The organism is Gilvimarinus japonicus (genome assembly GCF_042847215.1).
Taxonomy (GTDB): domain Bacteria; phylum Pseudomonadota; class Gammaproteobacteria; order Pseudomonadales; family Cellvibrionaceae; genus Gilvimarinus; species Gilvimarinus japonicus.
The window spans coordinates 1,953,943-1,966,706 of sequence record NZ_AP031500.1; the positions used below are offsets into that span (position 1 = coordinate 1,953,943).

Below are 12,764 nucleotides of genomic sequence, written 5' to 3' on the forward strand. Positions count from 1 at the left end.
GTGATTTGACCTTTAAAGAGTACTCCATGAGCAAACAACGTGTATTAACCGGCATTACCACCACCGGAACGCCCCATTTGGGTAATTATGTCGGCGCCATTCGCCCGGCCATTGCCGCGAGCCAAAACCCTGAGTTGCAATCGTTTTATTTTTTGGCCGATTACCACGCACTGATTAAGTGTGATGACGCGGCGCGTATTGAACAGTCGCGCCGTGAGATTGCGGCCACTTGGCTGGCTTTGGGGCTGGATACCGAAAAAGCGGTGTTTTATCGTCAATCTGACATCCCCGAGATTCCGGAGCTGTGCTGGTTGCTTAGCTGCATGGCGGCCAAAGGTTTAATGAATCGCGCCCATGCCTACAAAGCGGCAGTAGCCGCCAACGAGGACGCTGGCGAAGATCCTGACTACGGCGTAACCATGGGGCTGTACGGTTATCCGGTTTTGATGGCGGCGGATATTTTAATGTTTAACGCCAACACAGTACCGGTCGGCAAAGACCAAATTCAGCACGTCGAGATGGCGCGCGATATTGCCGGGCGTTTTAACCACCACTATGGTGAGCACTTTGTATTGCCACAAGCGCAGGTGGACGACAAAGTGGCTGTGCTGCAGGGGCTAGACGGTCGCAAAATGAGCAAAAGCTACAACAATACCATTCCGTTGTTTTTGCCCGAGAAAAAGCTTAAAAAGCATATCAATAAAATTAAAACGAACTTGCTGGAACCCGGTGAGCCGAAAGATCCGGATACCTCTACGGTATTTCAAATCTGGGAGGCGTTTGCCACTGACGAGCAAACTCAAGCGATGCGCGCTAAGTTTGCCGAGGGCATTGCCTGGGGCGAGGCAAAACGGGAATTGTTTGAGCTGGTAAATAATCAGCTAGGCGATGCGCGTGAGGCCTATGAAGATTTAATGGCGCGGCCGGCTGATATCGAAGACATTTTACAGCAAGGTGCAACACGGGCGCGCGAGTACAGCCAGCCTTTGATTGCCAAGCTGCGTTCGGCGGTGGGTTTAAAAGCGATGATTTAGCCCCGGCTGACAACCGATGCGGGTAACGGCATCGGTTGTTTTGTGCCTCACAGGCTAATTAAGATAAACGCGAGACCACGTTATAAATCCCCTGCGTCAGGGTCGCCAATTCGTTGGCCGACATTACATAGGGTGGCATCACATACACAAGCTTGCCAAACGGGCGCACCCAAATGCCCTCGGCGACAAACGCTGGCTGTAACTCATCCAGCGTTTGCGCCTGGTGTAACTCAACCACACCAATGCCGCCCAGCACTCGTACATCCGCGACCGCCGCGAGTTCACGGCAAGGTTCCAGCCCTTCACTTAAGCGGGCTGCCAAAGCGCTGACTTGTGCTTGCCAATTGTTTTCGAGCAGTAAATCGATACTGGTATTAGCCATGGCGCAGGCGAGTGGGTTGCCCATAAAGGTTGGTCCGTGCATAAATACACCGGCTTCGCCACGGCAAATTCCATCGCTGATTTTGTCGTTACATAAAGTAGCTGCTAACGTCATATAGCCACCGGTGAGCGTCTTACCCAAGCACATAATATCGGGGCTAATACCGGCGTGTTCGCACGCAAACAGTTTGCCGGTGCGGCCAAAACCGGTGGCTATTTCATCGGCAATCAGCAGTACATTGTACTGGTCGCACAGCTCGCGCACTTTTTGTAAATACACCGGCGAGTAAAAGCGCATGCCGCCGGTGCCCTGTACGATCGGCTCTAAGATAACCGCCGCCAGTTGCTTATGGTGGTGCAATTGCTCCTTTAGGCTTTCGAGGTCAGCCTCGTCAAACTCACCGTAAAAGTTGCTGTTGGGCGGCTCGGCAAAACGCTGTTGCATTAAATTGTCGCGAAACAAATGGTGCATTCCCGTCACTGGGTCGCACACACTCATCGCGCCAAAGGTGTCACCGTGATAGCCCTTTTTTAACGCTAAAAACTGATGTTTCTCTGGGCGCCCTTGCGAGTGCCAGTATTGCAGCGCCATTTTCATCGCAACTTCTACACTCACAGAGCCCGAATCAGATAAGAAGACTTTGTTAAGCCCGGCGGGTGTTAGCTCAACTAACTTTTGGCACAGAGTGACCGCTGGCTCGTGGGTTAAACCGCCAAACATAACATGGCTGACTTGTTCGGCTTGAGCGGCGAGCGCGGCGTTCATGCGTGGGTGGTTGTAGCCGTGGAGTACGCTCCACCAAGACGACATGCCATCGATCAGCTCGCGGCCATCGGCTAGGGTGATGGTGACACCTTTGGCACTTCGCACCGCATAAGTTGGGGAGGGGGTTAAGAAAGAAGAGTAGGGGTGCCAGACGTGCGCAAGGTCACCGGCCAGAATGTCATCGTTGCTAAGCGCCATTGTGTGTGCCCCTTGGTCAGCGTCTTAAAAGCGGCCAAAACTACGGGTTTTGGCCGCTTTTGGCAAGTGCTAGCCAAAGCGATGCACGAGATCAAACTGGTCGGAGGCGCGTTCGGCCATATCGTTGTTTGCCCGACTTGCCGCATCGATATCGGTCCTGGTGTCGTCGGCAATTTGGGTAATAGCGCGGGTATTGTTGTCAATATCCGTTGCAGTGGCAGATTGTTCTTCGGCTGCGGCGGCAATCTGATGGGATAGCAGGTCAATGGCGCTGACCGCGTTAGTGATAGCCGTTAGCGCATCGCTGACATTAACCATTTCACTGACACTGCGATCAACCAAGTGTTGGCATTGCTCCATGTTGTCGCCGGCTAACTGAGTGCTCTCTGAGAGTTCACCAATAATGGCCTGAATATCCTCGGTCGAGCGCTGGGTGCGCTGAGCGAGGGTTCTAACCTCGTCGGCGACTACCGCAAAGCCTCGGCCTTGCTCGCCTGCCCGAGCGGCCTCGATCGCCGCATTTAATGCCAGTAGGTTGGTCTGCTCGGCCACGGCCCGGATAACATCGGCAACGCTGGCGATTTTGCCACTGCCTTCGGTTAATCGCTCTAATACCTTGTTAAGGGCGGTGACCGTGCTGGATAGCTCGTTGATCGCGGTATTGGCGTGGGTGATAACCTCGTTGCCGCGCGCTACTTCCTTGATGGCGTCGCCGGTGGTTTTGGAGGTTTCACTGGCGCCTTGGGCCACCTCTTGCACCGCCTGCGACATTTGGCTCATGGCATGGGCAACATTGGCGGTTTGCGCTTGTTGTTCGGCCATGCGTGCAAAGGTCACTTGCGTCTGTTGTTGGGCAGTTAACGCTTGGTTTTTTAGCTCGGAAGCGGATTCCTGAAAACGCCCGAGAGCGGTACGTAAGCGCGCTGCAATCGCCAGTTGAGCCAGCTCTATCTCGCCCGCGCTATCAGCCCGGCCGGTGTAAATATACGCGGCTATCTGGTCGCAATGGGTGGCGCGGGCCCGCGCAAGTGCCGCGCTTAGTGTCATTGTATGGCCCCACTGGGCGACTGCCCCGGCAATGACCGACACAACTCCCCCTGCGGTATAACCGGTTAGATTTTGCCCTGTCGCCAAGTGATAAATCGTGGTTAATAGCAATAGCGCAAAGGTAACCAGCAGCCCGGTTTGATTGCGTTGCATAAGTGCTTTTAACAGGGGGCAGGCAGGTTTTCCGGCGCTTAAACGCTTGTACGCACGTTCGGCGCGGCCAATGGTTTTGCGGTCAGCTTGGACCCGCACAGACTCATAACCGCTCACGTTGCCACGTTTACCAACCGGGGTAACATACGCGCTCACCCAATAGTGATCACCGTTTTTACAGCGGTTTTTGATGATACCCATCCAGGGTTTGCGCCCCTTAAGCGCTTGCCAAAGCAGGGCAAAGGTTTCAGCGGGCATATCCGGGTGGCGCAAAATGTTGTGGTGTTGACCGATCAGTTCGTCTTGCTCGTAACCGGCAATACGGCTAAATGTGTCGTTGCAGTATTCAATTTTGCCTTGGGTGTCGGTAGAGGAGACGATTTCTTCACCCGGCTGAACGGGAACTTCTTTACCCGTGATGTGACCATTGTTGCGCATTCATAAGCTCCGAAACGCGATCCATTGAAATGCGTCTACCTGCCATTAGCGCTAAGCGCTTACGGCAACCTGCCGCTCACCGCGAAGCGCTTCGAGCCGGTGTAGGTACGCATCGATTTGTTGACGTTGTGTCAGAGGAATATCGGCAAAGGCGAGACTAACTTGAGTTTTACGTCCCGCTGTTTTGTCTAACATGGCGGCCTTGATGGTCGCGCGGCAGGTAATAAAAATATCAGGTCCTAACACAAAGCGGCAAAAGGGTAGGGAGACGCCGGCGCGGTAGTGTTTAAGTAGGTTGCCATTAAGGGAGATACGCATTCCCCCGGCACTGATGTTGATGACCTGACAGCTTTCGGCATGCAAACCGGGGGCGCGAACCTTGGCAGTAAAGCGTGGGCCGGGCAAGGTAAAGCGTCTATGAGTGCGACGCGGGGCCCGGTGTATTTCTGACGGGAGTTGCAGGGCGATCATGCGCCCTTGAGGTTTGTCCACAATGGCGACAACGGTCGAGGTAAAATAACAACGCTCAAAGCCTTGGCGTAAGCTGACTTGCAGAGGCTGCCCTTCGTTCAGGGTATTTTGTGCGGGGAAAATCTCGTCAATCCATATTAGATCGCGCTTTGCGTCTATGGCGAGCATCAGACTTTGGCCCTGCCAAAAGCCGTTTTCAACACTTAATACGCGGCGGGTTTGCAGCCAGTTATTGAGGGTCTCAAGGCAAATTTCGCTGGCGTGGCAGGGCGATTGCACTGCGGTCTCTGGAGTTAATTCAAACCTGTGTGCTGATTGGCGCACAAGTGCTTTGAGTGGGCTGATAAACTGGCGCCATAAAGTGTTCTTCACGGTATCGTCCTAGTGCTAAAGACTGCAAAAAGTTGCTTGCTTATGACTAGCTGATAGCAATCCCTGTGCCATTGCGCTGGGGCACCTGTGGCGCCTTTAAAGCCGCGACGTTACGCTAAGTATTGGCCTTTATAAGGAACCGTCTAGCGCAAAATCGGCAAAGCACTGCCGCCTTGCGGCAAAAGACTTCGCACTTGTGCTTAATATCCGTACAATAGCGCCCCCGCAAGCGTGTGACTAATGCGGCTGCCTCAGGGCCAGAGTGAGCTCTAAGGTTGATTCATCGTAGTAATAACTGGCAGGTTTCAGCATGAGTGATTCGGTATCCATTTACCCCAACACGCCCACAGCGGATTCCGCTGCTAAGGCGGCAGATGAGCAAACGCTAACGGCGGCGCGCAAACAGAAATTGGAGTTTAATAAACTGCAAAAACGCTTGCGCCGACAAGTGGGTACCGCGATTGCCGATTTCGAAATGATTACCGAAGGCGATAAAGTGATGGTGTGCTTGTCGGGCGGTAAAGACTCCTACGGTATGCTCGATGTCTTGCTGGGGCTACAAAAAACCGCACCGATCAGGTTTGAGATCGTGGCGGTCAATATGGATCAAAAACAGCCAGGGTTCCCCGAGCATGTGCTGCCAGAGTACTTGGAGGCGCTGGGGGTCGAATATCACGTGGTCGAGAAAGACACCTACAGTATTGTGAAAGAGTTAGTGCCCGAGGGAAAAACCACCTGTGGGCTATGTTCTCGCTTGCGGCGCGGCACCTTGTACAGCTTTGCCGATGAGATAGGCGCGACCAAAATTGCCCTGGGCCATCATCGCGACGATATTATCGAAACCTTGTTTCTCAATATGTTTTACGGCGGCAAGCTGAAGGCGATGCCTCCCAAGTTGCTGGCTGATAATGGCCGTAATGTGCTGATTCGTCCTATGGCTTACTGCAAAGAAAAAGATCTGGCTGCGTTTGCCGAGCAGCGGGGCTTTCCCATTATTCCCTGCAATTTATGTGGCTCGCAAGAAAACCTGCAGCGCCAAGTGATAAAAGAGATGCTCAACACCTGGGAGCAGTCTCACCCAGGGCGGTTGGAAACGATATTTTCGGCTATTTGCAATGTGGCTCCCTCACAGCTAGCTGATCGCAACCTGTTTGATTTTATGGCGTTGACACCTGGCGCGGTAGCAGACAAGTCGACCAATACAATTCAAGCCATTGAGGTTTGAGCTAAATCTCGCCCGTTGTTTTATTTGTGGCCTCGTTTGACTGACGGATAGGCGCACTGCTCTATACTGACATTGTCGCCCTATTTTATATCCGAGGTAACCAAGGAGAGCAGGTATGAGAATCGGCGTGCCCACCGAAATCAAACACAATGAATTGCGTGTCGCGCTAACCCCCAGTGCTGTGCTGGAGTTAACCCGCGCGGGGCACGAGGTGACGGTACAAGCCGGGAGCGGTGTCGGGAGCGGGTTTAGCGACGCCGACTACGAGCACTCGGGGGCGCAGCTGAGTGATTCTGCCGAGGCGGTTTTTGCATCAGCCGAGTTGCTGGTTAAAGTCAAAGAGCCCCAAGTCTCAGAGTGCGAGCAACTGCGCCCGGGGCAGATCCTGTTTACGTTTTTGCATTTAGCCGCCGTACCCGATCTGGCCGACCACCTGCTGGCCTCCGGCGTGACCGCGATTGGCTATGAAACTGTCAGCTCGGCTAAAGGTGACTTACCTTTGTTGGCGCCTATGTCCGAGGTGGCGGGGCGGCTGGCAATACAGGCGGGCAGTTTTCACCTGGAATCTATCCGCGGCGGCCGCGGCGTGTTGCTCGGTGGTGTGCCTGGCGTGGCCCCCGCGACTGTGGTGATCGTCGGCGGTGGCGTGGTTGGCTATAACGCAGCGCGTATGGCAGTGGGGCTGGGCGCCCGCGTTACGATTTTGGATGCTTCGTTGGCGCGGCTGCGGCAGCTCGATGACTTGTTTCGCGGTGCTGTTAATTGCGTGTTTGCCACCCATGCGGCGCTTATCGAGCTGGTGCGCGAAGCAGACCTGTTGGTAGGCGCGGTACTGATCCCGGGGGCTAGCGCGCCGCGCTTGTTGCAGCGTGAGGATATCTTAACCATGCGTTCGGGCAGTGTGGTGGTGGATGTTGCGATTGATCAGGGCGGGTGCTTTGCGACCTCGCGTCCGACCACGCACGAGCACCCAACCTATCGCGTAGGTGATACTCTGCATTACTGTGTCGCCAATATTCCCAGCGCAGTGGCGCGAACATCGACATTAGCACTGTCTCATGCGACACTGCCCTTTGTGCAGGCGTTGGCGTCTGATGGGCTGGGAGCGCTAAAAAATAACCCCTATTTGGCTCGCGGCGTTAATGTGCACAAGGGCAGCATTACCCATAATGCCGTAGCGGCGGCGCTGCAAAAGCCCTGTAAAGAGATGCAATGGTAAGGCTTGTTGTGACTGAGGCAGTAAGCGGTCACACAAAGTAGGCTGTATTGACGTTAACTGGATGGCGATAGCCCCCATTGGGGAATCAGCGACGAATGCATAATAAAGGACCAACCTTCTACGAAGGAATCTCATTTCAGCTTGCTAAAATTGGGATTATTCTCGTTTTTGTACTGAGTTTTTCTATGAACTTGGTACAGGTTTATGTGGATTATCGCGCTCAGTCGCGAGAGTTTGAGAGGCTTGTTGATCGGGTTATTCAGGTCGCCACACCCCCCGCCGCCCGGGCCGTACACACCCTTGATGACGACTTAGCCACTGAGGTGGTTAACGGTCTGCTGAGTTACGATTTTATCCATGAAGTGGCCATTCTCGATGAGCGGGGCAATGCGCTGGCCGAGGCGAGCCGGCCGCCTATTGTTCACAGTGCCGGCTGGCTGGTTAAAATCGTCGATGATGACGTTCTTACTTATACCGCACAGCTGGCAGTTCCTGGTTACGCGCAGCAATCCACCGGCAAAATCTCTTTTCGGGTAGATAAACGCCAGGCGCTGGCGAGCTTTTACAGCCGCTCAGAGCTGAACCTTGTGGCCGGTGTACTGCGTAACCTGGTCTTGGTGGTTTTGCTGTTTATCGCATTCTACGTAAAGTTAACCAAACCGCTGGCGCGCCTATCCCACGAGATCAATGAAATTGACCCCGATCAGCCGGGGGTAAGACGCTTGACGCCGCTGCCCGATAAGCGTCAAGACGAACTGGCCAGCGTTATTAGCAATACTAATCAGTTGTTAGATGTGGTCGAGTTGTCGCTGGCTAAGCGCCGCGCGGTGGAGCTTGCGCTGCGTAAAAGTGAAGAGCATTTGCGCCAAATCGTCGATAGTTTGCCGGTCTTAATTGGTGCCCGTAACAAGCAAGGTTACTACCGTTTTGCCAACCAAGCGCTGGCCAATGCGTTGGGCTATACCCCCGAACAAATGTGTACCATTCACGTGCGAAATCTATTAAAGCACTCGGTGGATAATATCGAGCAAGTGCTTAATAACGATGCGCGGGTCATCGACCGGCGTGAAGAGCTTGATGTTGTGGAAGAAAGTTTTGTCGGTGCTGATGGCAGCCAGCTGTTTTTGCAAACCCATATGATTCCGCTGGATTATTACGACGAGGTTGTTTCTCTGGTGCTGTCGGTGGACGTCACTGAGCGCAAAAACGCCCAAGAGAAAATGCAGTACATGGCGCATCACGATGCCTTAACCAGCCTGCCCAATCGCCTGCAGTTGGTCGAGCGATTGGAGCACGAAGTGCGGCGGGCGGTACGTCATGGTTACTTTGGTGCTGTGTTGTTTATTGACCTTGATAAGTTTAAAAATATTAACGACTCCCTCGGCCACCCGGTGGGTGACTCTGTATTGCAAGAGGTTGCTAAACGCTTAAAAGCCGCCGTGCGCGAGGAAGATTTAGTGGCGCGTTTAAGCGGTGATGAGTTTATTGTGGTGTTAACTGTGCTCGACCAAGAGCTGGACATTGCAGGACTTAAAGCGGGCGAGATCAGCGAAAAAATACGTGCGGTGGTGTCGCAACCTATAATGCACGAGCAAATGGAGCTGCGCATTACTTGCAGTGTCGGGGTTGTGGTGTATCCAGATAAAAATAACGTGGTGCATGAGCTGTTGCGTTACGCCGATACCGCAATGTACCACGTCAAAGAAAAAGGCCGCGACGCTATCGAGTTTTTTAATGAAGATATGGCGGATAAGGTCAGCGCGCAGCTGGTGATGGAGGGTGATCTACACCGCGCCCTAGAGCAGCAGCAGTTTGTGTTGCACTATCAACCTAAACTCGATATTGAAACCGGCGAGGTTGTTGGTGCCGAGGCCTTATTGCGCTGGCAGCACCCCGAGAAAGGTCAGATCTCGCCCATGGACTTTATTCCGGTGTTGGAAACATCCGGCTTAATTCTTGATGTAGGGCAGTGGGTTATCGAGCAAGCCTGTCAAAGCTTGGCGATTTGGTCGAGCAAAGGACTGTGGCGTCCGGGTATGACCATGAGCGTTAATATTAGCCCTCGCCAGTTTCGCGGGGCGAGTTTTGTACAAGATGTTATTGATGCTTTACAGCGTTACGATGTGCCGCCGGGGGCACTGGATATTGAAGTAACCGAGGGCATTATCATTCAGCGTGTCGACGAGGCGATTGAAACTATGTCGACGTTGGCCGCGCATCAGGTGAGTTTCTCCTTGGACGATTTTGGTACTGGCTACTCCTCAATCAGTTACCTTAAACGCTTGCCGGTGTCGACGTTGAAAATCGATAAAAGCTTTATTCGCGACTTAAGCCATGACCGCAGTGACCGGGTGTTGGTTGAAACCATTATTACCATGGCGCGTCTGCTCGATTTAAACGTGGTGGCTGAGGGCGTAGAAACCGCCGAGCAACTGGAGATCTTGCATACCTACCACTGTCATAGTTACCAAGGGTTTTATTTTAGTCCGGCAGTACCCGAGATACAGTTTGAGGCACTTTTAAAACGTTAATGGCCTGATCGCGCTACCCACCGAGGCGCCCCAGTAAATAGGGTACAACGGTTTCTACCCGCATAATGCGGCGCCCTAGCGTAACACCGGTAAAGCCCGCCTCGCTTAGCATGGCAATTTCGTTATCGATAAACCCACCCTCGGGGCCAATGGCCAGTAATGTCGGTTTATTGGTTGATGTAGGGCAGGGGGTTGTCACATAAGGATGTGCCAGCAACGCATCGTGATCCTGTATCAGCTCGGGCAGTTGATCCTCGACAAAAGGGCGAAAGCGTTTGGCCGTATGAATTGTCGGAAATTGAGTGTCGCAGCCTTGCTCTAGTCCGAGCAGTAGCTCCTCGTGGATTTTTTGTGGCTGCAATTGCGGCGATTGCCAATAGCTTTTTTCAACCCGTGCACTCTGCAGAAGCGTTAGCTGCTTTACCCCGAGCGCGGCAATGGTTTGTAGTGTCCGCTTCAGCATCGGGGGGCGGGGTAGACCGAGAATCAAATGAATATTCGATGGCGGTGGCACGGGCTCAGTCAAGCTGACCTGTAATGTAATGAGCTGCCCGTCCATGGCGATTATCTCGCCGCTGCCCATTAGGCCATCGACCAGCCCGACACGTAAAGTGTCACCTAGCTTGGCGCGGTGGACTTTGCAGATATGGTCTAACCGGCGTGAATCGCGCAGGATAGCGTGGCCGTGGGCGTCGAAATCGTCGGCAAATAACAGAATTAAGTTCATGGCTACGCTGCAATAAATGGTGCCCCGGAGACGATTCGAACGTCCGACCTGCCGCTTAGGAGGCGGCTGCTCTATCCAACTGAGCTACCAGGGCTTTGATCGCCCCAATCGAGCGAGGCGACATTGTAAAAACTTTGCCGCGATAATCCAAGGAAAGATGGTTTTTTTGTTAAGCCCGAGTGAGGGTGTTGCTTGAGGCGCTGTTGGTGGCGCTGCCGCTGGAGTCGTACAGGCCGGCACTTTGCGTTTTGCCGCGCACCAGATCGAGAAGTCGTTTGAGGGTTTGCTGAGATCGGGCAACCAGCTTGCCGTTAAGGTTGTTTAGCTCGTTGCACTGGCTGACTTCACTTTGCAGTTGCTGCCAAAGAGGGATCAGCTCGCGAAGGGCGTCGTCGGACGCTAAAAACTCTTGCCAGCTGACGGCGTTGTCATCTACCTGCAGGGCTTGTAAGAGCGCGGCACGTTCTTTGGCGTGACCTTCAAGCAGTGCAAGGTGCTCGTTTTTTTCGCTAATAAGGGCGGCGAGTGCTTCGTGGTTGCGCGTTTGAAGCAGTTCGCGTTCTTCGGAGAGTAGCGCTTGCAGGCGTTGGGCGGCGTGCAAGTCGCGGTTGAGCATCTCACGTACCAGTTGGGGATTGGCCGACATGATAAACCTCTGTATGAGTGTGTATTGGCAAAAATCGGGTGCGAGCCCGACATCTCACTAAATAAGGTGAGATGGTAGCGGGGACGAGCTCAGGCAAATGGACTCGTCCCTCGCTAGTTATTCCGTGCGTTAGCCCAGTAGCTCATCCTGTGCGAGCATCGCCTCGGCCAAGCGCTCGGGGTTAATTTCAAACCGCCCTTCAGAAATCGCCTGCTTAATAGCGCTGACACGCTCGCTGTCAACGCCTGAGGCGTTGTCGATTGCCTCGCGTAAGCGACCGATGTTTTGCGCTTCGGGGCTTAGTGCGACACTGTCGTCACTGTTGTTAGCCGAGCTGTCGACATTCCCCGGGGTTTTATCCGCGCGGGCGTTACCGGCAGCGCCGGTGGTGCGGCCGCTGTTCGGGGCGTTTGTTTTTACTGTGTTTGATGTATCAATAACCATAGTGAGTTCCCAACGTTGCCTGATTCCGGTGTGCTACCGGTGTTTGCCAATACCAGAGTGCATGCTCGCCAAGGCGACACATGCAACTCGTCTATATCCGCTTTCGGCAGGCAAGCGTACAACTTTAGTGTTTTCTGTCACTTTTTTGTGAATTGGCTCACGTTGAGCCACAAAGCGTCTAAAAATTGGCACCGACACGTCCTTCACCTAAGATGTTAGCCCGAACGACGCGTTCTGAGCTGGTGTTACGCACCCGGATTTGCTCGCCAACACGGCCGCTACTGAGTGCCTCGGCTTGCGTGGCCACCTGAATGGTGCCGCTGGTTGACTCTAAGGTGACAATGTCACCGCGCTCGACCGCCAGCGGCTGCTCCAGTACGCCTTCGCGCAGTGGCTCGCCGGCGTCAATGGAGCGTCGCAGTTGTTGCCCCAATACTTGATTGGCCGAGGTTAGGTAGCCCTGACGCAACGTGCTGGTGTTGAGCCTCTGGTGGGTAATCACCGAGCTGTCGATCAATGTGCCGCGCCCCAGTGGGACGGCGGCTACGAGTATTTCGCGGTAAACGTCGACCTGGGCGCTTAGGTAGAGCGACCAAGGTTGCTCTCCCTCGCACTGCGCCTTAACGCTAATGGCACCTCCGTTATCACCGATGTCTCGCACGCTAAATGTTAACGGCGCAGAGCAGCTTGTGAGGCGCAGCCGAGGGTCTAAATCGGCAACGCTGACCTCGCTGTCAGTGGTCGCAGTGTGCTGTTGCGTGTAGCGCTGCTCTAAAAAGTGTTTTGCCGCCGCTTTCAGTTGGCCTAAGTCCTGTTGCGCCGCCTCTAGGCTGCCAGCTGCCAGTGCTGCTATCACCGCTACTGCGCAGGGGAGCCTTGAGGTTAAGCGCTGTCGAATCATGGCAAGCATCCAGTTCATAGGGCGGTATAAAGTAAGTCCCAAAAATACACTCAATATAGGTGTTGTAATAAGCTATATTTGGACTGAGCGCTAAAGTGCGTCAAAAATCAGCCGTTAACATAGATATAAGGCAGATAGAGCAAGGACCGTGCCGGCGATTGATGCCGGCCTGTCGGTAACCGCTGTTAAATAAAAATGTAAGTTTTCGGCA

At 53.8% G+C, this 12,764-nt stretch carries 11 protein-coding genes and 1 tRNA gene; 4 read left to right on the forward strand and 8 right to left on the reverse strand.

What is annotated here, in order from left to right; genetic code table 11:
• The first annotated feature begins 26 nt into the window (after positions 1-26).
• Entirely contained in the window at positions 27-1,034 is a 1,008-nt protein-coding gene (locus ACGHAD_RS08360) for a tryptophan--tRNA ligase (protein ID WP_339615371.1), read from the forward strand.
• Positions 1,035-1,092: 58 nt separating this feature from the next.
• Here ACGHAD_RS08360 and bioA read toward each other — a convergent pair whose 3' ends face one another.
• The 3 genes from bioA to ACGHAD_RS08375 all read right to left on the reverse strand — a co-directional run bounded on the left by bioA (position 1,093) and on the right by ACGHAD_RS08375 (position 4,860).
• Positions 1,093-2,379, reverse strand: a complete 1,287-nt coding sequence (gene bioA / locus ACGHAD_RS08365) for an adenosylmethionine--8-amino-7-oxononanoate transaminase (protein WP_382415722.1) — start codon at positions 2,377-2,379, stop codon at positions 1,093-1,095.
• Between the two features lie 69 nt (positions 2,380-2,448).
• Positions 2,449-4,017, reverse strand: a complete 1,569-nt coding sequence (locus tag ACGHAD_RS08370) for a methyl-accepting chemotaxis protein (RefSeq protein ID WP_382415720.1) — start codon at positions 4,015-4,017, stop codon at positions 2,449-2,451.
• 51 nt (positions 4,018-4,068) lie between these two features.
• Positions 4,069-4,860: a flagellar brake protein gene (locus tag ACGHAD_RS08375; protein ID WP_382415718.1), complete on the reverse strand. Its 792-nt coding sequence runs from the start codon at positions 4,858-4,860 to the stop codon at positions 4,069-4,071.
• A 310-nt stretch (positions 4,861-5,170) separates the two neighbouring features.
• Here ACGHAD_RS08375 and ttcA point away from each other — a divergent pair, with 310 nt between their 5' ends.
• The 3 genes from ttcA to ACGHAD_RS08390 all read left to right on the forward strand — a co-directional run bounded on the left by ttcA (position 5,171) and on the right by ACGHAD_RS08390 (position 9,835).
• Positions 5,171-6,085: a tRNA 2-thiocytidine(32) synthetase TtcA gene (ttcA, locus tag ACGHAD_RS08380; protein ID WP_382415716.1), complete on the forward strand. Its 915-nt coding sequence runs from the start codon at positions 5,171-5,173 to the stop codon at positions 6,083-6,085.
• 115 nt (positions 6,086-6,200) lie between these two features.
• Positions 6,201-7,304, forward strand: a complete 1,104-nt coding sequence (gene ald, locus ACGHAD_RS08385) for an alanine dehydrogenase (protein WP_382415714.1) — start codon at positions 6,201-6,203, stop codon at positions 7,302-7,304.
• Positions 7,305-7,399: 95 nt separating this feature from the next.
• A complete protein-coding gene (locus ACGHAD_RS08390) occupies positions 7,400-9,835 on the forward strand; it encodes a putative bifunctional diguanylate cyclase/phosphodiesterase (RefSeq protein ID WP_382415712.1) in 2,436 nt (811 codons plus the stop codon).
• A gap of 13 nt (positions 9,836-9,848) precedes the next feature.
• Here ACGHAD_RS08390 and ACGHAD_RS08395 read toward each other — a convergent pair whose 3' ends face one another.
• The 5 genes from ACGHAD_RS08395 to flgA all read right to left on the reverse strand — a co-directional run bounded on the left by ACGHAD_RS08395 (position 9,849) and on the right by flgA (position 12,553).
• On the reverse strand, positions 9,849-10,562 hold the full coding sequence (locus ACGHAD_RS08395; protein WP_382415710.1) for a 16S rRNA (uracil(1498)-N(3))-methyltransferase: 714 nt from the start codon (positions 10,560-10,562) through the stop codon (positions 9,849-9,851).
• A 17-nt stretch (positions 10,563-10,579) separates the two neighbouring features.
• A tRNA-Arg gene (locus ACGHAD_RS08400) sits at positions 10,580-10,656 on the reverse strand.
• Between the two features lie 75 nt (positions 10,657-10,731).
• Complete coding sequence (locus ACGHAD_RS08405) at positions 10,732-11,208, reverse strand: flagella synthesis protein FlgN (RefSeq protein ID WP_382415708.1); 477 nt, start codon at positions 11,206-11,208, stop codon at positions 10,732-10,734.
• A 129-nt stretch (positions 11,209-11,337) separates the two neighbouring features.
• Positions 11,338-11,652 (reverse strand): flagellar biosynthesis anti-sigma factor FlgM, encoded by a 315-nt coding sequence (flgM, locus tag ACGHAD_RS08410; RefSeq protein WP_339615362.1) that lies wholly within the window; start codon positions 11,650-11,652, stop codon positions 11,338-11,340.
• 178 nt (positions 11,653-11,830) lie between these two features.
• The gene (gene flgA / locus ACGHAD_RS08415) at positions 11,831-12,553 is read right to left on the reverse strand and encodes a flagellar basal body P-ring formation chaperone FlgA (protein ID WP_382415706.1); all 723 of its coding nucleotides are present in this window, start codon (positions 12,551-12,553) and stop codon (positions 11,831-11,833) included.
• Between the last annotated feature and the right edge of the window lie 211 nt (positions 12,554-12,764).